This is a genomic window from Tardiphaga sp. 172_B4_N1_3, from assembly GCF_052076035.1.
GTDB classification, from domain to species: domain Bacteria; phylum Pseudomonadota; class Alphaproteobacteria; order Rhizobiales; family Xanthobacteraceae; genus Tardiphaga; species Tardiphaga robiniae.
In genome coordinates this window covers 5967759-5991614 of record NZ_CP197238.1, presented here as the reverse complement: position 1 = coordinate 5991614, position 23856 = coordinate 5967759, and the positions used below count along the sequence as shown (strand labels likewise).

General features: G+C 61.9%; 20 protein-coding genes. 7 read left to right on the top strand and 13 right to left on the bottom strand.

The features are described from left to right. Positions 1 to 3: 3 nt before the first annotated feature. Positions 4 to 1665 (bottom strand): flavin-containing monooxygenase, encoded by a 1662-nt coding sequence (locus AB7783_RS28220; protein WP_441279442.1) that lies wholly within the window; start codon positions 1663 to 1665, stop codon positions 4 to 6. Positions 1666 to 1876: 211 nt separating this feature from the next. Here AB7783_RS28220 and AB7783_RS28215 point away from each other — a divergent pair, with 211 nt between their 5' ends. The 3 genes from AB7783_RS28215 to AB7783_RS28205 are packed head-to-tail and all read left to right on the top strand — an operon-like array spanning position 1877 to position 5007. Continuing rightward, positions 1877 to 3010 (top strand): nitronate monooxygenase, encoded by a 1134-nt coding sequence (locus AB7783_RS28215; protein WP_441279441.1) that lies wholly within the window; start codon positions 1877 to 1879, stop codon positions 3008 to 3010. A gap of 17 nt (positions 3011 to 3027) precedes the next feature. Further along, positions 3028 to 4545 (top strand): acetyl-CoA acetyltransferase, encoded by a 1518-nt coding sequence (locus AB7783_RS28210; protein WP_441279440.1) that lies wholly within the window; start codon positions 3028 to 3030, stop codon positions 4543 to 4545. Positions 4546 to 4551: 6 nt separating this feature from the next. Further along, positions 4552 to 5007: a PaaI family thioesterase gene (locus AB7783_RS28205; RefSeq protein ID WP_439079396.1), complete on the top strand. Its 456-nt coding sequence runs from the start codon at positions 4552 to 4554 to the stop codon at positions 5005 to 5007. 65 nt (positions 5008 to 5072) lie between these two features. On the opposite strand, the gene AB7783_RS28200 is transcribed toward AB7783_RS28205, so the two are convergent. The 5 genes from AB7783_RS28200 to ltnD all read right to left on the bottom strand — a co-directional run bounded on the left by AB7783_RS28200 (position 5073) and on the right by ltnD (position 12903). Beyond that, a complete protein-coding gene (locus AB7783_RS28200; protein ID WP_092139487.1) occupies positions 5073 to 6278 on the bottom strand; it encodes an efflux RND transporter periplasmic adaptor subunit in 1206 nt (401 codons plus the stop codon). Then, positions 6268 to 9453: an efflux RND transporter permease subunit gene (locus AB7783_RS28195; RefSeq protein WP_441279439.1), complete on the bottom strand. Its 3186-nt coding sequence runs from the start codon at positions 9451 to 9453 to the stop codon at positions 6268 to 6270. The genes AB7783_RS28200 and AB7783_RS28195 overlap by 11 nt, the downstream gene beginning before the upstream one ends. Positions 9454 to 9911: 458 nt before the next feature. After that, positions 9912 to 11189 carry a 3-oxo-tetronate kinase gene (gene otnK, locus AB7783_RS28190; protein ID WP_441279438.1) on the bottom strand — a complete coding sequence of 426 codons (1278 nt, stop codon included), beginning with the start codon at positions 11187 to 11189 and terminating at the stop codon, positions 9912 to 9914. Further along, positions 11186 to 11968 (bottom strand): 2-oxo-tetronate isomerase, encoded by a 783-nt coding sequence (gene otnI / locus AB7783_RS28185; protein WP_184513501.1) that lies wholly within the window; start codon positions 11966 to 11968, stop codon positions 11186 to 11188. The genes otnK and otnI overlap by 4 nt, the downstream gene beginning before the upstream one ends. A 17-nt stretch (positions 11969 to 11985) precedes the next feature. Continuing rightward, positions 11986 to 12903, bottom strand: coding sequence for an L-threonate dehydrogenase (gene ltnD / locus AB7783_RS28180; RefSeq protein WP_441279437.1), 918 nt, complete (start codon positions 12901 to 12903; stop codon positions 11986 to 11988). A 133-nt stretch (positions 12904 to 13036) separates the two neighbouring features. Here ltnD and otnC point away from each other — a divergent pair, with 133 nt between their 5' ends. After that, positions 13037 to 13702: a 3-oxo-tetronate 4-phosphate decarboxylase gene (otnC, locus tag AB7783_RS28175; RefSeq protein WP_441279436.1), complete on the top strand. Its 666-nt coding sequence runs from the start codon at positions 13037 to 13039 to the stop codon at positions 13700 to 13702. 21 nt (positions 13703 to 13723) lie between these two features. Here otnC and AB7783_RS28170 read toward each other — a convergent pair whose 3' ends face one another. The 6 genes from AB7783_RS28170 to AB7783_RS28145 form a co-directional block, all read right to left on the bottom strand. After that, on the bottom strand, positions 13724 to 14428 hold the full coding sequence (locus AB7783_RS28170) for an ABC transporter ATP-binding protein (protein WP_068733264.1): 705 nt from the start codon (positions 14426 to 14428) through the stop codon (positions 13724 to 13726). Continuing rightward, on the bottom strand, positions 14412 to 15146 hold the full coding sequence (locus tag AB7783_RS28165) for an ABC transporter ATP-binding protein (RefSeq protein ID WP_068733262.1): 735 nt from the start codon (positions 15144 to 15146) through the stop codon (positions 14412 to 14414). Before AB7783_RS28165 ends, AB7783_RS28170 begins: the two co-directional genes overlap by 17 nt. Beyond that, entirely contained in the window at positions 15143 to 16126 is a 984-nt protein-coding gene (locus tag AB7783_RS28160; RefSeq protein WP_170849756.1) for a branched-chain amino acid ABC transporter permease, read from the bottom strand. The genes AB7783_RS28165 and AB7783_RS28160 overlap by 4 nt, the downstream gene beginning before the upstream one ends. Continuing rightward, a complete protein-coding gene (locus AB7783_RS28155; RefSeq protein ID WP_210269314.1) occupies positions 16126 to 16959 on the bottom strand; it encodes a branched-chain amino acid ABC transporter permease in 834 nt (277 codons plus the stop codon). Before AB7783_RS28155 ends, AB7783_RS28160 begins: the two co-directional genes overlap by 1 nt. A 246-nt stretch (positions 16960 to 17205) precedes the next feature. Beyond that, on the bottom strand, positions 17206 to 18456 hold the full coding sequence (locus AB7783_RS28150; RefSeq protein ID WP_441279435.1) for an ABC transporter substrate-binding protein: 1251 nt from the start codon (positions 18454 to 18456) through the stop codon (positions 17206 to 17208). A gap of 81 nt (positions 18457 to 18537) precedes the next feature. Then, a complete protein-coding gene (locus AB7783_RS28145; protein WP_441279434.1) occupies positions 18538 to 19356 on the bottom strand; it encodes a putative hydro-lyase in 819 nt (272 codons plus the stop codon). Positions 19357 to 19475: 119 nt separating this feature from the next. On the opposite strand from AB7783_RS28145, the gene AB7783_RS28140 reads away from it, so the two are divergent. Genes AB7783_RS28140 through AB7783_RS28130 form a run of 3 tightly spaced genes read left to right on the top strand, consistent with a single transcriptional unit; the run spans position 19476 to position 22613 of the window. Then, positions 19476 to 20393 (top strand): LysR family transcriptional regulator, encoded by a 918-nt coding sequence (locus AB7783_RS28140; RefSeq protein WP_441279433.1) that lies wholly within the window; start codon positions 19476 to 19478, stop codon positions 20391 to 20393. A 41-nt stretch (positions 20394 to 20434) separates the two neighbouring features. Further along, positions 20435 to 21682, top strand: a complete 1248-nt coding sequence (locus tag AB7783_RS28135) for a Zn-dependent hydrolase (protein WP_231078085.1) — start codon at positions 20435 to 20437, stop codon at positions 21680 to 21682. A 22-nt stretch (positions 21683 to 21704) separates the two neighbouring features. Continuing rightward, positions 21705 to 22613: an NAD(P)-dependent oxidoreductase gene (locus AB7783_RS28130; RefSeq protein WP_439057168.1), complete on the top strand. Its 909-nt coding sequence runs from the start codon at positions 21705 to 21707 to the stop codon at positions 22611 to 22613. A 71-nt stretch (positions 22614 to 22684) separates the two neighbouring features. On the opposite strand, the gene AB7783_RS28125 is transcribed toward AB7783_RS28130, so the two are convergent. Then, positions 22685 to 23761 carry a tartrate dehydrogenase gene (locus tag AB7783_RS28125; RefSeq protein ID WP_441279432.1) on the bottom strand — a complete coding sequence of 359 codons (1077 nt, stop codon included), beginning with the start codon at positions 23759 to 23761 and terminating at the stop codon, positions 22685 to 22687. Between the last annotated feature and the right edge of the window lie 95 nt (positions 23762 to 23856).

Here is a 23856-nt window from a genome sequence, read left to right as displayed (position 1 = left end):
TTGCTACGACGCCACCGCCTCCTTTGGCCGCGCGCCCACCGTCATCGCGAATCCCTCATAGTCCTTTGTTGCGACATCATTGCAGATCTGCCGGTAGACACCGACGCCGCCGATATAGGGCATGAATATCTGCGGCTTGCCGGGAATATTCGCGCCCATGTACCAGGAATTGGCTTGCGGATAGAGCGTGCCGGCCGCCACCTCATTGACATGCGCGACCCACTTGTCCTCCGCGGAACGCGTTGCCTCGATCACCTCGGCGCCACGGTCACGCATGTAAGCGATGCAGTCGGTGATCCAGTCGACATGCTGCTCGATGGACACGATCATGTTTGACAGCACCGAGGGTGAGCCGGGACCGGTGACGATAAAGAGGTTCGGGAAGCCGGCGCTCATCAAGCCGAGATAGGTTCGCGGGCCTTCCGCCCATTTGTCATTCAGCGTCTGGCCGCTGCGGCCGCGAATGTCGATCTTGGCGACCGAGCCGGTCATCGCGTCGAAACCGGTGGCAAGCACCAGCGCGTCGACCTCGTAATCCTTGCCGCCGGTGCGCACGGCATTCGGCAGAATCTGCTCGATCGGATGGGCCTTGATATCGACCAGCGTCACATTAGAACGATTGAAGGTCGCATAGTAATCTGTGTCGACGCAGATACGCTTTGAACCAACCGGATGATCGGTAGGCTGCAGCAGCCTTGCCGTTTCGGGATCGCTGACGATCTCCGAAATTCTCTCGCGGATAAAATCGGCGGCGGTATCGTTGGCGCGCTGATCCAGGACCAGGTTATTGTAGACGCCCATGAAGGTAAGTCCGCCCGATGTCCATCGCGCATGATACTTCTCACGCCTTTCATGCTCCGGGTCGTCGAGCGCGCCGCGATCCGGAATCGGCTGCACGATGCCGTTCTTGAAATCCTCGCGCGCCTGCCTGCGAATCTCCGGATAGTTGTCGCGAAACGATTTGCGCTCATCATCGGTGAGCGGCGCATTGCGCGCCGGCACGCTGAAATTCGCGGTGCGCTGGAACACAGTGAGCTGGCTCGCCTGTTCGGCGATCAGCGGGATCGACTGGATCGCCGACGAGCCGGTGCCGATAACGCCGACGCGCAGGCCGGTGAAATCGACTGTCTCATGCGGCCAGTTGCCGGTGTGATAGACCTTGCCCTTGAAGTCCTTCATGCCCCTGAATTCGGGCGTACGGGCGTTCGACAGGCAACCCGTCGCGAGCACGACATGCTGCGCGGTGGTGGCCTGACCATCGGAAGTCGTTACCGTCCATCGATTGGCGCGCTCATCGAAGACCGCGGATTTCACCGTCGTGTTGAACTGGATGTCCTTCCGCAGATCGTAGCGATCGGCGACATGGCCGGCATAGCGCAGGATTTCCGGTTGCGGCGCATAGCGCTCGCTCCAGTTCCATTCCTGCTGCAATTTGTCATCGAACGAAAACGAATACTGCATACTCTCGACATCGCAGCGCGCGCCGGGATAGCGGTTCCAGTACCATGTGCCGCCGACATCGCCGCCCTGTTCGAAGACTTTCACATGGAGACCGAGGCCGCGCAGCTTGTGCAGCAGATAAAGCCCCGCGAACCCGGCACCGACGACCACGACATCGATACGCGCGTTTTGATGTGAGACAGATTGCGGCTGTGCAGCGGCCATGCGTTCACTCCCGTAGTTTTTGCTTTGCTTGTTACACGCAGCATTTCCCGCATAACGCGAAAGCGCAAGCAGGAAATCGGGCAGCGTTGCCGCGGTATTTTGCCAGGCGGAATGCCGCTCGTCCGCTTGGCATCGCCCTTCCCCATACGCTAGCGTTCATCACGAACTCGCCACATGAAGCGGGTCACAAGAGATTCAGGGAGACACGCCGATGAAGTCGCCGATCTGCGAGATGCTGGGCATCGCGTTTCCGCTACTCGCTTTCAGCCATTGCCGCGACGTGGTTGCCGCCGTCAGCCGCGCCGGCGGCTTCGGTGTGCTCGGCGCCACCGCGCATTCGCCGGAAACGCTGGAGCAGGAACTGAGGTGGATCGACGATCACGTCGACGGCAAGCCCTACGGCATCGACGTGCTGATCCCGGAGAACATCTCCACCGCAGGCGAGAAGGATGTCACCTGGAAGTCGCTGGAGCGCCGCATCACGCCGGAACATCGCGCTTTCACCAGGAGCCTGCTGAAGAAATACGGCGTCGATCTCAAGATCACCGAAGTCTCCTCCGATCAGCCGCAGCCATTCGATGGCGAGACTGCACTGCGGCTGCTCGACGTCTCCTTCAACCATCCGATCCGGCTGATCGCCAATGCACTCGGCGTGCCGCCGAAGGCGATGATCGAGATGGGCAAGGCGCATGGCGTGCCGGTGGCGGCACTGGTCGGCGCCAAGGAACATGCGATCCGCCAGGTTGCGGCCGGCGTCGATATTCTCGTGGCGCAGGGCACCGAGGCCGGCGGCCATTGCGGCGAGGTCTCGACCATGGTGCTGGTACCGGAGGTGATCAAGGCCATCAAGCCGATGCGCGAGGTCCCGGTGCTCGCCGCCGGCGGCATCATGACCGGGCGGCAGATGGCCGGCTGTATGGCGATGGGCGCGGCAGGCGTCTGGACCGGTTCGGTGTGGCTCGCGACCACGGAATCCGAAACCTCCGAAATCTTTCGCGAGAAGATGATTGCCGCCTCGTCGCGCGATGCGATCCGCTCCAGGGGCCGTACCGGCAAGCCCGCGCGGCAGTTGCGCTCGGTCTGGACCGATGCCTGGGATCGCGGCGAAGACAGCCCCGGCGCGCTGCCGATGCCACTGCAGAGCCTGATCAGCCGCGACGCTTTCGCCTCCATCGATCGGTCAGCCGCAGCCGGCAATGCGCAGGCACGGGATCTGGTCAGCTATTTCGTGGGCCAAGGCGTCGGCCTGATTGACAGCGTCAAGTCGGCAGGCGCAGTTGTGCAGGAATTCAAGGAGGACTTTGCCGAAGCGGCGGAGCACCTCGCCATGCTGGTTTCCGAATAGAGGCAAGAGCAAGAACAATGGCAGTGTCGAACCAAGCTGAAGAGCGCATCCCCGTTATCGTCGGCGTCGGCGAATTCTCCGATCATCCGAAGGAACTCACGGAGGGTCTCGAGCCGCTCGCGCTGATGATTGAGGCGTTGAAGCGCGCGGAACAGGATTCAGGCGGCAAGCTGCTTGGCGATATCGACTCGCTCGACATCGTGAACTTCCTGAGCTGGCGCTACACGGCTCCGGAGAAGCAGCTCAGCGAGAAGCTCGGCATCGCGCCGAAGCACGCCTATTACGGCCCGGTCGGCGGCGAGAGCCCGATCCGCTACATTCATGAAGCAGCCAAGCGTATCGCGCGCGGCGAATCGCAGGTCGCGGCGATCACGGGCGCGGAATCGCAGGGCACCGCGACCAAGGCTGAACGCGCCAAGGTGGATCTGCCCTGGACGCCATTCGCCAAGGATGCGCCGGAGCCGCTGCGCGGTGCCAACTATCAGAAGCCGATGGCGACCAAGCTCGGCGTGGCCAAACCGGTCACGGTCTATCCGTTCTATGAAGCCGCCTCCGCTGCACATTGGGGCCAGACGCCGCGGGAGGCGCATCGAGAGTCTGGAGAATTGTGGTCGCGCTATGCAGGTGTCGCGGCGACCAATCCGGAAGCGTGGAACAAGAAGGCCTTCACGCCCGACGAGATCACAACGCCGACGCCTGACAATCGGCTGATCGCCTGGCCCTATACCAAGCTGATGGTCGCCAATCCGATGGTGAACCAGTCGGCCGCCATCCTCGTCACCAGCCTTGCCAAGGCGCGCGCTGCCGGCGTGCCCGAGGATCGCATCGTGCATATCTGGGGCGGCGCTTCGGCCGAGGAGCCGCGCGACTATCTCGACCGCGACCAGTATGTGGAGAGCCACGCGCAGAATGCCGTGCTGAAAGTCGCGATGGATCTGGTCGGCGGCTCTGGTAAGAATTTCGGCGCCATCGAGCTCTATAGCTGCTTCCCCTGCGTGCCGAAGATGGCCCGCCGCACATTGGGATTGGGTGCCGACGTGCAACCGACGGTGACCGGTGGTCTGACATTCTTCGGCGCGCCACTCAACGACTACATGGCGCATGCCGCCTGCGCGATGGTGCGCAAAATCCGCGCCGGCACCAGGACGGGACTGCTCTATGCACAAGGCGGCTTCGTCACCAAGCACCACGCATTGGTGGTGTCGAAGGACGCGCCGAAACAGCCGCTCGCGCAGGATACCAATGTGCAGGCGGACGCCGACCGTAACCGCAAGCCCATTCCGACATATGTCACCGAGGCCTCGGGCAACGGCACTGTCGAAAGCTTCACGGTGATCTACGGCCGCGGTGGCGAGATCGAACACGGCGTGGTGATCCTGCGCACTGCTGCCAATGAACGCGCGCTGGCGCGTGTGCCGGTGCAGGACCAGGCGACGCTGGCGTTTCTGATGGATCAGGACAAGACGCCGGTGGGAGCGTCGGGGCCGATCAGCACGGCGGATGATGGCGTGCTGGAGTGGCGAAAGGCGCAGTAAAGCGAGATGACCAAATTCATTCCAAAGGATGCAAACTTCGAGGCCCGTGTGCAGGCGAGCTTCGCCCGCCAAACGGCGATGGCGACACTGGGTATCGAAGTTGCGCGTCAGGCCGCCGGCGAAGTCGAACTCAAAATGCCGTACAACACCGCCTTTACGCAGCAGCACGGGTTCATTCATGCCGGCATCATCACAACAGCGCTGGATACAGCCTGCGGGTATGCCGCCTTCTCGCTGATGCCCGACAATGCCGCAGTACTTACCGTCGAATTCAAGACCAATTTTCTGGCCCCGGCCCGCGGCGAGCATTTCCTGTTTCGGGCCCACGTTCTCAAGCCCGGCAGAACCATAACGGTTTGCGAGGGCCAGGCCTTTGCGGTGGAGCGAGGCGAGGAGAAACTGATCGCAACAATGAGCTGCACCTTGATGGCGCTGTTCGATCGCGAAGGCATCACGCACTAGACGATCGTAAACGCAGGGGTCACTTTGTCGGGCATATGGGCCCGGCATAGCGCGGCGTCAACGCCCTACCCCTTCACTTCCTTCTTGTCCGTCTCCGCCGTCGGCTTACCGCTCTTCGGCGCGCTGCCGCCTGTAATGCGGACCTTGTCGCCGTCGTTGAGGCCGTCCGGCGGGGCAATAACGATGCGGTCGTCCGCGGTGATGCCGGACGCGAGCTCGATGTCGCGGCCGAGATCCCTGGCAATAGTCACGGTCTTGAACAGGATCTTGTCGTCCGGGCCAACGGTCGCGACGCGCAGGCCACTCTTGTTGAAGATCAGCGCCGAGGCCGGCACATGCAGCGGCGCGGAATCACGCGCGAGGCTCATCTTCACATTGGCATAGCCACCCGGCAGCAATTCGCCATTGGGGTTGTCGAGCACGAGCTGCATGCGCGTGGTGCCCGACGCCACATCGACCGATTGCGACGAGGCCTCCACCGTGGCCGGGAACGTCTTGTTCGGATGATCGGGCACGCTGATGATCGCCTTGGCACCTAACCTGATCGCCGGCACATAGCTCTGCGGCACGTCAACATAAACGCGCAGCTTCTTGATATCAGATACCACGAACATCGCGGCGCCGGTTCCGGTGCCACCCGAGATCAGCGCGCCGACGTCGGTGTTGCGCTGGGTGACGACGCCGTCGAACGGCGCGGTGATCTTCTTGTAACCGGCCAGCGCTTCCAGCCGCTCAACATTGGCCTGACCGGAATTCACGGCGGCGCGTTTGTTGTTGAGGTCGGCGGTGCGTTCGTCGATTTCCTGCGCCGAGACGAAGTTCGACGCCACCAGCGTCTTGCGGCGGTTCAGCGTTGCTTCCGACAGTTTGGCGCTGGACTGCTGGCTGACAAGGTCAGCACGGGCCTGCAGCAACTGCTGATCGAGGTCCGGGGCTTCGATCTCGGCGATCACCTGGCCGGATTTGACCTGTGCACCGATATCGGCGCTCCAGCTCTTCAGATAGCCCGAGACGCGGGCAAAAATCGGCGCGCGGTAATAGGCTTCGAGCCGGCCGGGCAGATCGAGCGACGCGTTGAGGACGCGGGCATCCGGGGGAGCCACAGCGACGGTCGGGATCGCCTGATCGTCGGTCCAGGCCTTTAAATCGCTCTCGGTCTTGGCGCGGGCCATGATGCCGGTGACGACGATGGCGCCTGCGGCGCACAGGCCAATCACTCCGACCAGGCCGAGCTTGCGGCGCGATACCGGGGGGGTCTGCTCAGTGGGCATGCAAAGTCTCCGAGGTGGCCGCGTCCGGCGCAGGCTGCTGTTTCTTGTGAACCATGCTGAAAACCACCGGCACGAACATCAACGTGGCGATGGTAGCAAAAATCAGGCCGCCGATGACAGCGCGGCCAAGTGGCGCATTCTGCTCGCCGCCTTCGCCCAGCCCCAGCGCCATCGGCGCCATGCCGATGATCATGGCCAGGGCCGTCATCAACACCGGGCGGAAGCGGACGAAACCGGCTTCAGACGCAGCCTTGATGGGATCGCCGAGGATCGCGTAGCGCTCGCGGGCAAAGGAAATCACCAGCACAGAATTGGCTGTTGCGACGCCCATACACATGATGGCGCCGGTCAATGCCGGAACCGACAGCGTCGTCTGCGTCGTGAACAGCATCCAGACGATGCCGGCCAATGCCGCCGGCAGCGCGGTGATGATCACGAACGGATCGGACCAGGACTGGAAGTTCACGACGATCAAGAGATAGATCAAAACGATGGCGCCGAGCAGACCGAACAGCAGGCCGGCAAAGGCGCTGTTCATGGTCTGCACCTGACCGAGCAGCGCCACATTGCTGCCCTTCGGCACATCCGCCTTGGTTTCTTCCAACACCTTGTAGATGTCGTTGGACACGGAACCGAGATCGCGCCCCTGCGTGGTGGCATAGATCTGCACCATCGACTGGATGTCATATTGCGACACCACGGCATTCGAGGTCGAGCGATTGATGCTGGCAATGCCGCCGAGCATCGGGGAGTTGTTGCTGGCATTCACGGCCGTGATCGGCAGCGTCTCCAGCGCACCCAGCGAATCCAGTTTGTATTGCGGCGTCTGCATCACGATGGAATAGGACACGCCGTTATCAGGACTGAGATAATAGGTCGGCGCGACTTGCGACGAACCTGCGAGGTTGACCACGAGGCTGTTGGTGACATCGCGCTCGGTCAGGCCGACATATTGCGCACGGGTGCGGTCGACATCGATGTTGAAGCCGGGATTGTTCGGCGACTGCTGGAGCCGTGCATCGGCAATGCCGGGAATGCGACGGATCTTGCCGAGCAGCTTGTTGGCATATTCGAAGTTCGCCGCGAGATTCGCACCGCGGATCTGCAGGTCGATCGGGGCCGGAGCGCCGAAGTTCAGGATCTGGCTGACGATGTCGGCGGGCAGGAAGGCAAAGCTGACGCCCGGGAACTGCCGCGGCAGTTGCTCGCGCAATAGCCGCACATATTCCTCGGTCGGCCTGTGGCCTTCCTTCAGCTTGATCTGGAAGTCACCATCCTGCGGGCCGATCACGCCGGTGTTGTTATAGGTGAGATTGATGCCGGAGACGGGCATGCCGATATTGTCGGTCATGGTCTCGATCTGATCCGGCGGAATGATCTTGCGCACCGCCTTGGTGATATCGGCGAACTGGTTGGCAGTTTCCTCGATACGGGTGCCCACCTGGGCGCGGACATGCATCAGGATGGCACCGCCATCGACCGACGGGAAGAAGTTGCGGCCAAGGAACGGCACCAGCAGAAACGACACGCCGACGACGCCGAGGAAGCCAATCACAAAAACGGGGCGCCGCGCCAGCGCCATGTCCAGCAGGCCGTGATAGCCGCCGCGGATCCGCTCGAAGCCGGCTTCGAAGCCCCGCTGGAAACGCACCAGCGGATTGCGGGTCGGCGGCTTCTCGCCCTCATGATGGACATGCGGCTGCAGTAGATATTTGGCCATGGTCGGCACCAGCGTGCGCGACAGCAGGAACGACCAGACCATCGCGAACATCACCGCTTCGGCCATCGGCACGAACAGGAAGCGCGCAATGCCGTTGAGGAAGAACATCGGCACGAAGACGATACAGATACAGAGAAGCGATACGAAAGCCGGCGTCACAATCTGCGCCGCACCATCCATGATCGAGGTCTCGACGTCCTTGCCCTGCTCCAGATGGTAATTGATGTTCTCGATGGTCACCGTGGCGTCGTCGACGAGGATGCCGACTGCGAGCGCCAAACCGCCCAGCGTCATGATGTTCAGCGTTTCGCCGATCATCGACAGCATAATGATGGCGCCGAGCACCGCGAGCGGGATCGACACCGCGATGATGACGGTGGAACGCCAACTGCCGAGGAACAACAGGATCATCACCGACGTCAGCAAGGCCGCGATGACGCCTTCCACGGCCACGCCCTCGATGGCGCCGCGCACGAAGCCTGACTGGTCGCCAATATAGCTGATCTTCAACGCGTCCGGCAGCGCCGCGCGATAGTCGATCACCTTCTGCTTGATGCCGGAGATGATATCGAGCGTGGAAACCGAGCCCGCCTTCAGCACCTGCATCAGCACCGAACGATTGCCATCCACATGCACGATATTGGTCTGCGGCGGATTGCCGTCGCGCACGGTGGCGACGTCATCCACATAGACCATGGCGCCGTTGACGCTCTTGATCGGCAGCCGGCCGAGTTCTTCGATCTTCAGCGGCGAATTGTTGAGGTTGATCGTGTATTCGAACTCGCCGATCTTCTGCGTGCCGACCGGCGTGATCAGGTTCTGCGCCGCCAATGCATTGGCGACGTCCTGACCCGAGAGACCACGCGCCTGTAGCGCGCCCGGATTGAGATCGATCTGAATCTGACGCTGTTTGCCGCCAAACGGATACGGGATCGCGGCACCTGGCACGGTGACCAACGGCGTGCGGAGCTGGTTGATGCCGATATCGGCGAGGTTCTGTTCGGTAAGACCGTCACCCGACAATGCGACGTTGATGATCGGCACCGTCGAGGCCGAATAGTTCAGGATCAGCGGGGGCGTGGCGCCGGGCGGCAACTGCTTGATCAGCGTCTGCGAGATCGCGGTGACCTGCGCATTGGCGGTGCGGATGTCGACATTGGGCTGGAAGAAGATCTTGATGATGCCGAAGCCGGCATAGGAATTCGCCGTGATGTGCTCGATGTCATTGACCGTGGTGGTCAGTGCGCGCTGGAACGGCGTGGTGATACGGCCGGACATCTGGTCCGGCGGGAGGCCGGTATATTGCCAGACCACGCCGATGACGGGGATGCGAATATCAGGGAAAATATCGGTCGGCGTGCGAAGCGCGGCCAGCGGCCCGACAATCAGCAACAGCAGGGCCAGCACCACAAAGGTGTAAGGCCGGGTCAGGGCGATGCGCACCAACGAGATCATGAACGGGCAGTCCTCGATATATTGACGAGAGGGGCACTGCGGGAACCCGCCTGCCCACGATCGAATTCACCTGTTTAGAGAGATCATCCGCATCCGATTAGTGAGCCGGGCCGGCATAAGCCTATCGGCTCGGTTCATGAATGAACGGGCAATCCTCTTTGCATGAAGGGCTGCGAACGAGCGGTTTCCCGGCCTGTCCACGCCAGCAGATTTACCCGACCTGCGACAAAATAGCTAACGCGCGAAGCCTCACGGCAATTCACTTCAGCGGTATTGTTAATTGTTTCCGGGCCGCCGTGGCGTCCGCACAACAGTTTTAGGCTTAAATAGACGCGGCTGCGGCTCGCGACACCCAAGGTGTCATGGGCCGGTCAAGATGAACTATCTGTAATGCGCGCGGCGCAAGCAGCGCCCTGCCTATTCGGGCAGCCTGTCGCCCCGGGATTGGGCGACATCCATCAGGTCATCAGGCCAAGCGCATCTTCAAAAAAAGCCGGTCCACCGAAATTACCGGACTTCAGCGCCAGCAACATCTGGCGCTCCGCCGCACCGACCGCGCGCAACACCGGCACACCGGCGGCGATTTCGGCACCGACCAGAAAACCCGGAATGTCCAGCCGATCCACAACAGCGCCGGATGTTTCGCCGCCAGCCACGACGAGCCGTTGTACGCCGGCGCGGACGAGACCTTCAGCGAGATCGGCCATCGCCTGCTCGATGGCATGCCCCGCGGCATCGCGGCCATGGCGCTTTTGCAGCGCCGTCACCTGATCCGGCGTCGAACTGCTGGCGATCAGAATCGGGCCTTTGCCGAGCCGCTCCTTCGCCCAGCCGAGCGCGCGCTGAACTTCCGCGCCGCCGGCAATCACCTGTTCGGGATCGAGATGCAACACCGGCATCACCAGTTCGGCGCGTGCGATCTGCTGCAGCGTCGCCTGCGAACAACTCCCAGCCAGACAGGCTGCAGCGCCACCCACAGGCGTATCTTTGATCGAGGTGGCCGCATTCGCCTTGACGCGGCCGGACGCGACCAGTGCGCGCGCGAGACCAAGCCCCATGCCGGATGCACCGACCGAGACGCGATGACCCAGGGCAACCGCACCGATGGTTTCCAGATCGCTGGCAAACACGGCGTCGATGATCGCTGCGCCAAAACCATTCTCCGACAGTCCATCGAGATGCGTCCGCACCACGTCGGCACCGCAGGCGACAACTCCGAGATCGACCAGCCCGATATTTGTAGCGCTCTGCCGCGCCAGCACACGGACGAGATTGGAGTCGTGCATCGGATTGAGCGGGTGATCCTTCAGCGGGCTCTCGTTCAGCGGCACGGAGCCAACGAACAGATTGCCCTGATAGACCGTGCGGCCGGTCTCGGGGAATGCCGGCGTCACCAGCACGATATTGTCACCGGAATCGAGCCGCAACGCGTCCATCACAGGGCCGATATTGCCGGCGTCGGTGGAGTCGAATGTCGAACAGATCTTGAACAGCACATGATCCGCGCCGCGGCTGCGCATCCATTTTTCGGCGGCGCGCGATTTCTCGACCGCCCTGCTGGCCGCGATCGAGCGACTCTTCAGCGATACTACAACGGCATCGACGTCCGGCAGCTGCAGATCATCAGCAGGAATGCCGATGGTCTGCACCGTGCGCAGACCGCAGCGGGTCAGCGTGTTGGCCAGGTCGGACGCACCCGTGTAGTCGTCAGCGATGCAGCCCAGTGCCAGCGTCATGCTTTCACTCCGGCATAGGGCTTGAACCAGCCAAGTCCTGCGACCGTGTCGCCGGCCGGGCGATATTCGCAACCGACATAATTGTCGTAGCCGATCCGGTCGAGTTCATCGAACAGGAAAGGATAGTTCAGTTCCTCGCCGGACGGCTCGTTGCGCGATGGCACGCTCGCGATCTGGATATGCCCGATCCACGGCAGCATCTCGCGCAGCCGCATGGTGACGTCACCGTGCATGATCTGGCAGTGATAGATATCGAACTGCAGCCCGAGATTCGGAATCTTCATGTCGGCGATGATGTCGCGCGCGAACATGAAGTCGTTGAGAAAATAGCCGGGCACGTCGCGCGGGTTGATCGGCTCAATCACCACGTCGACGCCATGTTCGCCGAGAAAATTCGCGGCCCATTCAACGGATTTGCGGAAGGCCGCGACGGCCTTCGGATCCTTGCGATCGGCGAGACCCGCCATCATGTGCAGGCGGCGGACATTGGTGGCCAGGGCATAAGGCAGTGCCGTGTGAATGCTCTGCCGGAGCTCATCGAACTTGTCGGGACGTGCGGCAAAACCCTTTTCGCCGGCATTCCAATCGCCCGGTGGCAGATTGAACAGCACCTGCTTGAGCCCGTTGCGTTCCAGTCGTTCGGCGATCGCTTCCGGCGGATGCTCGTAGGGGAACAGGAACTCCACCGCAGTAAAGCCTGCCTTGGCCGCGGCATCGAAGCGATCGAGGAATGCGTGTTCGTTGAACATCATGCTGAGATTGGCGGCGAAGCGGGGCATCGATCGTCCTCGTGTTCTTAATTCGGCTCGCCCGGCAGCTTGGTGCCGGTGACCTTGGCATACATCCGCGCCACCGACGCATCGTCATCGCGGCCCATGCCGGAGGCCGAGGTCATCAGAAACATCTGCAGTGCCGCAGCGGAGACCGGCACGGGGAATTTCGCCGTACGCGCCATGTCCTGGATGATGCCAAGATCCTTGACGAAGATATCGACCGCGCTGCGCGGCGTGTAATCGCCATCGAGCACATGCGGCATGCGGTTCTCGAACATCCAGGAGTTGCCGGCGGAGGCGGTGATCACCTCGTAGACCTTGCGGATATCGAGACCCTGCTTGGCGGCAAACGCGATGGCTTCCGAGGCGGCGGCGATATGTATGCCTGCGAGGAGCTGGTTGATCATCTTGAAAGCGGCGCCCTGCCCGGCGGCATCGCCGAGTTCGTAGAGCTTGGCGGCCATCGCATCGAGCGCCGGCCGCGCCTTGGCAAAGGCAGCCTCGCTGCCGGATGCAAGAATGGTGAGTTCGCCCTGCGCCGCACGCTGTGCACCGCCGGAGATCGGGGCATCGAGGTAATGTCGGCCGGTGGCTTCGAGATCCCCGGCGAGGCGGCGGGCGACATCGGGATCCATCGTCGCGGACGATACGAATACCGCACCTTTCGGCAGCGTTTCGGCAACGCCGTCCGTCCCGAACAGGATGGTCTCCGTCTGCGCGGCATTGACGACGACACTGATGACGATATCCGCGCCCTGCGCGGCACCGGCCGGGGTATCAGCGCCCTGCCCTCCGTCGGCCACGAAGCGCTTCACCGCATCCGCCGAGACGTCGCAGCCAGTCACCGTGAAGCCGGCCTTCTTGAGCGACAGGGCCATGCCATAACCCATCGACCCCAGACCAATAACGGCGACGCGTGGTTTCTCAGATGCAGGTGACATGCGGCAATTCCCTAGGGGTCCTCGATGGCCAGCTTGAGGCGGCCTTGCCTCTCGGTAACACGGCTTGGCCATCATGCCAAAGCGTGGGAAAAAGCATCACGAGGAAATGCCTAGAAAAGACCGAGGACATCCGGTGACTGACACAAAGCTCCGTGAAGAGATCTGCCGGCTCGGCCGCTCGCTGTTCGACCGTGGGCTGACGCCGGGCTCATCGGGCAATATCAGTGTGCGCTGCGATGATGGCGGCTGGCTCGTGAGCCCGACCAATGCGTCACTGGGCTCACTCGATCCGGCCCGGCTATCGCGCCTCGACAGCAACGGCCGCCTCATGTCTGGCGATGCGCCGACCAAAGAGGTTCCGCTGCATACGGCGCTGTATGAGACCCGCAGCGCCGCCCGCGCCGTGGTGCATCTGCATTCGACCCATTCGGTCGCGGTCTCGATGCTGCCGGAGATCGACCCACGCGCGGTGCTGCCGCCGATGACGCCCTATTACCTGATGAAATGCGGCGCGACGGCCCTGGTGCCGTATTATCGGCCGGGCGATCCGGCGGTCGCCGATGCCATCAAGGGCCTCGCCGGCAAATATTCATCGGTGCTGCTGGCCAATCACGGCCCGGTGGTGTCCGGCGACACGCTGGAAGCAGCGGTCTATGCTATCGAGGAACTCGAAGAAACCGCGAAACTCTATCTGCTGCTGCGCGGGCTCAACCCTCGGTACCTGACGCCGGCGCAAGTGAAGGACCTGGTGGCGACGTTTGGGCTGGTTCTGCCGGATCATGATGGACATGGGCACTAGTCGCCCACGTCCCGCGACAACTTACAGCCCCAGATACGCCTTGCGCACATCCGGATTGGTCGCGATCTCCGACGCCTTGCCCTGCATCTGGACGCGGCCGGTCTGCAGGATATAGGCGCGGTCGGCGATCTCCAGCACTTCGGCCATGCGCTGCTCGACGATCAGCACAGTCATGCCCGCGTCGCGGATCTTGATGACCGCCTGAAAGATCTCGTCCACCAGCTTCGGCATGATGCCCTGCGACGGCTCGTCGAGCATCAACAGGCGCGGACGGGTCATCAGTGCGCGGCTGATGGCCAGCATCTGCTGCTCGCCGCCGGACAGGGTTTCGGCGCGTTGCTCGAGACGTTCGGAAAGGCGCGGGAACAGGTCGAACACCAGCTTCAACGGCTCGTCGCGATCGGGCTTGCCGCGATACATGTAGCTGCCGAGGCGGAGGTTGTCTTCCACCGACAACCGCGGAAACAGCCGGCGGTTCTCCGGCACATAGGCGATGCCGCGCGCGGTGATGAGATGCTGCGGCACGCCGTTGATCTGCTCGCCATCGAAGGTGACGGTGCCCGAACGCGGACGCTCGGCGCCGGCGATGGTCTTGATCAGCGTGGACTTGCCGGCACCATTGGAGCCGCAGACGGCGACGATCTCGCCCTTGGCGACGTCGATGGTGACGTCCGAAATGGCGACCAGCCCCTGATAGGCGGTGGTGGCCTCACGCACCGACAGCATGGCGATCCCCGAGATATGCACTGATGACTTCAGGATGCCGCACGACATCCGCGGGTTTGCCCTCGACAAGCTTCTTGCCGAGATTGAGCACGATGGCACGGTCGACCAGCGGCATGACGATTTCCATGACGTGTTCAACCATCAGCACGGTGACGCCGGTCTCGCGGACCTTGCGGACCAGGGCCACGCCCGACTGCGCCTCGAGCGGCGTCAGGCCGGTGAGACATTCGTCGAGCATCAGGAGCTTCGGTTCGGTGGCCAGCGCACGCGCCACTTCGAGGCGGCGCTTCTCCGACGGAATGAGATCCCTAGCAAGCTTGTCGGCGCGCGGGGCAAGACCGCAGAACTCGAGCACCTCATGTGCCTTGCGCCGCGCATCGCGCATCTTTTCGTTGCGGATCAGCGCGCCGACGATGACGTTGTCGATCACGGTCATGGTCTCGAAGCTCTTCACCACCTGGAAGGTGCGCGCGATACCGCGCTGGCAGCGTTCCGCCGCCGGCATCTGCGTGACGTTCTCGCCGTTGAACCAGATCGTGCCCTGCGTCGGCGGCAGCACGCCGGCGATCAGGTTGAACAGTGTCGACTTGCCGGCGCCGTTAGGCCCGATCAGGCCGACGATTTCGCCAGCGCCGACGGAGATCGAGACGTCGCTATTGGCGATCAGGCCGCCGAAGCGCTGCCAGACGCCACGGGTTTCGAGAAGAGGTGTCGTCATTGCGGCACTCCTTTCGAAGCCGGACGTCGCGAGAACAGGCCGATCAAACCATCGGGCCGCGCCAGCGAGATCACGACGATCACTGCGCCATAGAGGATGAGATCGACGCCGCGGCCGGAGCCGCCGATGAAGGAGCGTGTCAGTTCGGTCATCGGGATCAGGATGACCGCGCCGAGCACGGGTCCCCATAGCGTACCGATACCGCCCAGCACCGCCGGCAGTGCCATCAGCAGCGAGAACTGGAAGGTCATGACGCTTTCGGGGTCGATATAGGAAACGAACTGGGCGTAGAACGCACCGCCGATCGCGGTGAGGAAGGCCGAGACGGCGGCCGCGCCCATCTTGGAATTGAACACCACGACGCCGAGGCTTTCGGCCGCATCGGGATTATCCTTCACCGCGCGCCACCAGAAGCCCCATTTGGAGTCTTCCAGCCACCAGGTGATGAACCAGGCGACGCAGCAGAACACGAGGGCGAAGTAGTAGAAGGGCAGCTTGCTACGCGTGAACTGGAACTTGGCCCAGCTATCGCCGCGGACCGGGATGTCGATGCCGAGCGCCGCACCGGCATAGTCCCAGTTGTGGAACAGCAGGAAGCCAATTTCGGCGATGACGATGGTGGCGATGACGAAATAATGGCCGCGCAGGCGGAAGGTCGGATAGCCCAAGGCGAGCGCGATCAGCGCGGAGATGATACCACCGCCGAGCATGCCGAACCACGGCAGCACGCCGAATTTGGTGAACAGCAGCGCCGTCGTATAGGCGCCGAGGCCGAAATAGAGCGCATGCCCGAGCGAAATCTGGCCGCAATAGCCGCCGAGGATATTCCAGGCCTGCGACAGCGCCGCATACATCAGAGTCAGCACCATGATGTTCTGGACATAGACGTCCTTGACGAAGAACGGCACGCAGGCGGCGATGGCCGCAAGCGCGGCGGCGAGGATGAGGTCGCGGCGGCGACGTTGGGTGAAGCTGTCCATCAGATCGATCCGAACAGGCCGCGCGGCCGGACAAAGACGACGAGAAGATAGACGGCATAGATGCCGACCGATTTGAGCGACGGCGGCAGGATCATCGCCGTGGTCGCCTCGACCAGACCGACGATGATGCCGCCCGCGAACGCGCCGAACACGCTGCCAAAGCCGCCGAGCGCCACGGTGACGTAAGCGATCAGCGCAAAGGACGCGCCAACGTCGGGATAGATGTAGAAGAAGATCGCCATCACGCCGCCGGCGAGACCGATCAGCGCCGAGCCAAGGCCCCAGCCGAGGGCGAACACCTTGTTCTTGTCGATGCCGACCAGCGCCACGGCACCGGCATCCTCACGGGTCGCTTCGAGCGCGCGACCGAAGTCGGTCTTCTTCATGAAGAAGTAGAGCGCGCCGAAGGCAGCAATGGAAATCAGCGCGCCGACCAGCTGTGGCACCGGCAGAAATACGCCGAAGATCGAGATCGTCTTGCCGCCGAGCATCGAGGCCGGGATGCTGCGATAATCCGGGGTGAAGAAGAACTGCGCGAGGCCGCGCATCAGAATGGCGAGGCCGAAGGTTGCGAAGATCTGCACCATGCCGATATTGGCCTTGGCCCGCATCGCGAAGCGTATGATCACGAGATAGATCACCGCGCCGAACACGAACATGCCGGCCGCCACCAGCGGGATCGACAGCAGTGGGTCGACCGCCCAGAACATGAACAGGAAGAAGGTGAGATACATCGCCAACATCAGGAATTCGCCATGGGCGAAGTTGGTGACGTCCATCAGCCCGAAGATCAGCGCGAGGCCGACCGCGAGCAGGCCGTAGAGCAGCCCCATCAGCAATCCGCTGGCAAGGCTCTGGATGATGGTCGCGGCGGTCACGAAGTAATCCTCTCTGTCTGTCGTCCCCGCGAAAGCGGGGACCCATAACCACCGACATCACAACTGGGCGATGCCGGTCAGACCAGGTGTAAACCAATCCTTCGGAGGATATGGATCCCCGCTTTCGCGGTGATGACACCGGAGTGTGTGGTGACGTCGTCGAGTCCGACGACGACGCCACATGCGTTTAGAGAACGCGCCTTACGGCATCGGCCAGATCGCATCCGCCACGGCGGCCTGCGGCGGGAAGATGGTAACGAACTTGCCACCATTATACTGCAGCAGTACCGGATCGGCGTTGTTGTTCTGGCCCAACTCGTCGAACTTGACCTTGGCCCACGGCATGATTGTGCTTTCGCCCGGCATGTCGGTGGCGACCAGCGCTTCGCGGATTTTCTCACCATCGGTGGACTTGGCACGATTTATGGCGTCGGCCATCACGATCAGGCCCATGAACTGGCGCGAGGAGTAGTCGTTGAAGTCCTTGCCGGACTTCTCCTTGAACATGTCGTTGATCTTGCCGACCATCGGACGCTTGGCGGCGAGATCGAGCGAGAAAGAACCGCGCGAGATCACGCCCGGAATCTTGTCACCGACCGCGTCATACAGCGCCTTCTCGGAGAAGCCGGCGTCCTGTGCGACGATGTTCTTGGCCTTGTAGCCGAGTTCGCCCATGGTCTTGATGAGCAGGATGCCATCAGTGGTGTAGCTCGACGGCATCAGCACGTCGGCATTGGCAGCTTTGAGCTGCTGCACTTCGGCAGTGAGCGACGGCGAATTGGCGCGATACTTGATGTCCGCGACGATCTTGTAACCGCGGTCGGCAGCGAGCTTGAGCTGCGCATTCGCCGAGTCCGTACCGAAAATCGTATCTTCATGGAACAGCGCCAGCGTCTCGATCTTCTGCCCCTTTTTCTTCAGCGCATCGAAGAAATCGAACATCGCCGTCGAGAACATTTCGTCATGCGGAGCGGCGCGGAAGTAATATTTCAAACCGCGGCGATGCAAGCTTGGCGACGAGTTGTCGGCCGACAGGAACGGGATCTGGTAGCGCTCGCAGATCTGGCTGACGGTGACGGCTACGGCGCTCTGGTAGGTGCCGACGATGGCCGAGACCTTTTCCTGGGTGATGAGGCGTTCGGCTTCAGCGCGGCCCTTCTGCGGATCGGCCTGGTGATCGGCAAATACGAGACGCACCTTGGCGCCGCCGAGACCGGGGAAGCCTTCACCCTTCGCCATCGGCAACGCGAAATCGTAATCCTTGTTGATGATATCGGCAGCCGTTTCGAAAGCCTTCTGCGCATCGACACCGATTTGCGCGCTGGCGCCAGACAGCGGATAAATCACGCCGATCACGACTTCCTTGACCTGCGCGCGCGCAGGCTTGGCGAGAGGCAGCAGCGCGGCGGAAGCGGCGCCTCCAAGCAATACGTTTCGGCGAGAAATCGTCATGTCTTTGTCCTTTGTGACCGGCGGCTATCGATGAAACTAATCAAGGTTACGGTAAAGCTCGAAAGATCGGCAAGCTGCTTCTTATAAAACAGCCAAATGCTTATTCTTCAGGTCCGTGACGAGCATGACACCCGGCGCATGCGTAATCGCGAACGCCACGCGCGCTGCAGCAATGACGGCTTGCGGCGTCACGCCACAGGCCCAGAACACCGGGATTTCATCGTCGTTGATGTGCACCGCATCGCCGTAATCAGGCTTATTGATATCCTTGATGCCGATCGACTGCGGCAGACCGAGATGTACCGGCGCACCATGCACTGCGGGAAAACGCGAGGTGATCTGGACGGCGCGGATAGCATCAGCCGGCTTCAGCGGCCGCATCGACACCACCATCGGCCCGGCGAACGGGCCTGCGGATTTACAGGCGATGTTGGTGCGATACATCGGCACCAGCACATCCTGCTCGATATGACGGATCGGCAGATCGTCGGCCATCATGGCTTCCTCGAACGAATACGAACATCCGATGACGAAAGACACGAGATCGTCGCGCCAGTACTTCGTCACCTCGTAAGGGCGATCAATCGCCTCGCCATCCTTCCAGACGACATATTGCGGAATGTCAGTCCGGATATCGAGATCAAGACCGAGCGCGGGAATGCTTGGATTGCCGACATCCGACATGCCGATGATCGGGCACGGCTTCGGATTGAGCTGGCAGAAGCGATGAAAGGCTGCGGCCTGGGCTTCCGGCAAAATCACGAGATTGCCCTGGACATAACCCGGGGCTACTCCGGCGGTGCTGCCATATTTGCCCGCGCGATATTCGCGGCGAGCAACCGCGCTGGGCAAATCCGAGGATCGATCGTCGCTTTGCTGCGCTGCCGAAGAAATAGCCATCTTAGTGTCCTGCCTAATTCTGCCTCGACACGCACTGAAACTCAGGGCTAGTATAATGTCTAATCGTTGTTTTTAATCGACATCCATAAATCCTACTTATCGATAGCCGGATCGCATCCATGGCGGACTTCAAGGCGCTGGAGACTTTTCTCTGGGTGGTCAATCTCGGCAGCTTCCGCGGCGCGGCCCAGAAGCTCAACACGACCCAGCCGGCAATCTCCCAGCGTATCGCGCAACTGGAACAAGAGATGGGCGTGCGGCTTCTGCAGCGTGACCGCCGTATGGCCTCGCCGACGACGGCCGGACGGCAGATGCTGGTCTATGCCGAAAAGCTGATCGGCCTGCGCTCAGAGATGATGGCGGCGGTTGGCGATCGCTCGGCAATGCGCGGCGTGCTGCGGCTCGGCGTCGCCGAGACCATCGTCCACACTTTGCTGACGCGGCTGATCAAGCACGTCAACATCTCGTATCCGAACCTGTCCCTCGAAATCGAGGTTGATATCACGCCGAACCTGAATGCGCGGCTGCAGGCACAGGAGATCGATCTCGCTTTCGTGCTCGGGCCGCTTTCGACATCCAACATTCGCAACCGTGTGCTGTGCGACTACCCCGTCGGCTTTCTCGCCAGCCCTTCGCTCGGGCTCGGCAATGATCTGCTCTCGATCCATGACCTCGCGAAATTTCCCATCATCACCTTCTCGCGCAAGACCCGGCCCTACGAGATCGCGCGCTCGCTGTTCAACCGGCCCGACCTGCCACCGATCCGGCTGCACGCCAGCGCGTCGCTGTCTACCGTAATGCACATGGCGATTGAGGGCTTAGGCATAGCACTGATCCCGACAGCCATCATCGAGAACGAACTCGCGGACGGACGCCTACAATTGCTCAATACCAACCTGCAGCTCCAGCCGCTGACATTTTCGGCAAGCTGGCTCGCGTCACCCGACACGGCCGCGATCGAACTCGTCGCAGGCATTGCTGCGCAACTGGCGCAGAACAGCCCATTGGTTGACGAGCCGGCATCGCCGGGTCATTGAAAAGCAGGCCTCTTCAACACAAACTTCTCGGGACAGACCGCATGACCAAGCTTGGCGACAACCTCAAAATCGATTCCGCGCGGCTCTGGGACACCATCAACGAGACAGCGAAATTCGGCGGCACCCCAAAAGGCGGTGTGCGACGCCTGACGCTCGGGCCCGAAGACAAACTGGTCCGCAACTGGTTTCGCAAGGCCTGTGAAGACGCCGGCCTGGAGGTGCATGTCGATGCCCTCGGCTCGATGTTCGCGCTGCGTAAGGGCCGCGACATGTCGAAGGCCCCGATCGGCGTCGGCTCGCATCTCGATACCCAGCCGACCGGTGGCAAGTTCGACGGCATTCTCGGCGTGCTCGGCGCGCTCGAAGTCGTCCGCACGCTGAACGATGCCGGCATCGAAACCGAGATGCCGATCTGCATCGCCAACTGGACCAATGAAGAAGGCTCACGCTTTGCGCCGGCGATGATGGCCTCCGCCGCCTATGTCGGCGACTTCACCACCGACGACATTCTGTCGCGCAAGGACATTGCAGGTGTCACCGTTGGCGAAGCGCTCGACGAGATTGGTTATCGCGGCGACGTTGCGGTCGGCACGCAGAAATTCTCGGGCTTCGTCGAACTGCATATCGAGCAGGGCCCGATCCTGGAGGCCGAAAGCAAGACCATCGGCGTAGTCGATTCCGGCCAGGGTGTGCTGTGGTTCGACGGCAAGATCACCGGCTTCGAGAGCCATGCCGGCTCGACCCCGATGCCGCTGCGCAAGGATGCGCTGGCGACATTGTCGGAGATCGTGCTCGCCACCGAGCGTGTGGTCAGCAATATCGGCGCGCTCGGCACCATCGGCGAAGCCGTGATCGCAAATCCGTCACGCAATGTGATCCCCGGCGAGATCGCCTTCACCATGGATCTGCGCAGCGCCGACGCCGGCAAGCTGGACGCCATCGAGAAGGGCGTCCGCGACGCCATCAAGGAGATCGCTGCGCATCGCAAGGTCGACGTCGCCTTCGACAAGGTCTGGCACAAGCCGCCGACGCACTTCAACAAGGACTTCGTCAATGCGGTCGAGACCGCTGCGACCTCGCTCGGCTACTCGCATCGCCGTATCACCTCTGGCGCCGGCCACGACGCCTGCAACCTCAACAACATCATGCCGACAGCGATGGTGTTCATTCCGAGCAAGGATGGTATCAGCCACAACGAGCTCGAAAGCTCGACGCAGGAAGATTGCGCCGCCGGCGCCAATGTATTGATGCATACGGTGCTGGCGCTTGCCGGCGTCGCATCGAAGTAACGAAGACAGACAGGGGATAGTGATGCGGGGTGTATTCGTCGATGCCAGCGAAGAGCTGGCGAAGATTCTGGAACGGCTGACGCAGCCGGGCGACATCGCAATCAAGATCAATCGGGATGAGGACATCAAGTCGGCCGATTTGCCTGAGGTGCTGGACGGCGCCGAGATCGCCATCGTCGATCACACCTATCTGCCGACCGATGTGGCCAAGCAGTGCGCCGGCCTGAAGCATGTGGTGTTTCTCGGCACCGGTGCGCGCAGCTATATGCATATCGAGGAGCTCGCCGAGCTGGGGATCGAAGTCCACCTGATCCGCGGCTATGGCGATACGGCCGTTGCCGAATGCGCCATCGCGCATATGTGGGCTGCTGCGCGCGGCCTTGCCCAGCAAGACCGTGAAATGCGGGCCGGCAACTGGCTGCGCGATGAAGGCATGGAGCTGACTGGCAAAACGGTTGGTCTGATCGGCTTCGGCGGCATCGCTGCGGAAGTCGCGCGTATTGCGCTCGGTTCGGGCATGAAGGTGATTGCCTGGAACCGGTCGCCGAAGACCCATCCCGGTGTCGAGTTCACTGACATGGAAACCGTGCTGTCGCAGAGCGACGTCGTGTCAATTCATCTTCTGCTGAACGACGAAACCCGCGGCATGATCACCCGCGAACGTATCGGCCAGATGAAAAAGAGAGCCGTTCTCGTCAACACAGCGCGCGGAGCCGTGGTCGATGAAGCGGCGATGATCGATGCGCTCCGGTCCGGTCATCTGCGCCATGCCGGCCTCGACGTGTTCGACATCGAGCCGCTGCCGGCTGGCCATGTGCTGACAACACTGCCAAACGTGACGCTATCGGCGCATTCGGCTTTCCGCACGCCGGAAGCGAGCGTGAATTTGATCGCGGCGGCGTGGAAGCATTGCCGGCGGATCGCCGCCTAACCTTCGAGCTATCCTGAAACGAAAATGCCCGGCATGAAGCCGGGCATTTTTTGCGCATCAGTAGCAGGAGATTACTCGATCATCTCAGCGACGGCCTTGCCGCAAGCGCCGGTATCGGCCTGACCGCCGAGATCGCGCGTCCGCAGTGTACGCTCTTCGAGTGTGCGTTCGATAGCCTTGACGATGGAATCCGCAGCAGCCTTCTCGCCGAGATGCTCCAGCATCATCGCGCCGGACCAGATCATACCGATCGGATTCGCGATGCCCTGCCCGGCAATATCCGGCGCCGAGCCATGCACCGGCTCGAACACCGACGGGAAATCGCCGGTCGGATTGATGTTGCCGGATGGCGCGATGCCGATGGTGCCAGTGCAGGCCGGGCCCAAATCGGACAGGATGTCGCCAAACAAGTTGGATGCAACCACGACGTCGAACCAGTCCGGATGCATCACGAAATTCGCGGTGAGAATGTCGATGTGATACTGGTCCCACTTCACCTCGGGATAGTTGGCGCCCATCGCTTTCACGCGCTCGTCCCAATAGGGCATCGTGATCGCGATGCCGTTGGACTTGGTCGCCGAGGTCAGGTGCTTCTTCGGCCGCGACTGGGCGAGATCGAACGCAAATTTCAGGATGCGGTCGACACCGGTGCGGGTCATCACCGTCTGCTGGGTAACGAATTCACGATCGGTGTCCGGGAACATGCGACCGCCGACGGAGGAGTATTCACCCTCGGTATTCTCGCGCACCACCCAGAAGTCGATGTCCCCGGGCTTGCGGCCGACCAGCGGACAGGGCACGCCGGGCATCAGGCGCACCGGGCGCAGATTGACGTATTGGTCGAATTCGCGCCGGAACTTGATCAGCGAGCCCCACAACGAAATGTGATCCGGAATCTTTGCCGGCAGGCCGACGGCGCCGAAATAGATCGCATCGTGCTTGCCGATCTGCGCCTTCCAGTCGTCCGGCATCATCTGGCCATGCTTCTCGTAATAGTCATAGGACGAGAAGTCGTAATGATCGAAATGCACCTTCACGCGATGCTTTTTCGCTGCCGCTTCAAGGACACGCAAGCCTTCCGGCATCACTTCCTTGCCGATGCCGTCGCCGGGGATGACCGCGATCCGATATTCTTTTTGTGCGCTCACGTGGGGTTCCTTCGCCAGTAATTCTGCCTGCAGATGTGGACCAAAGCCGGCCTGCGATCAACGCTGCACTGCAATGTTGACCGGTTTTGCCGCAG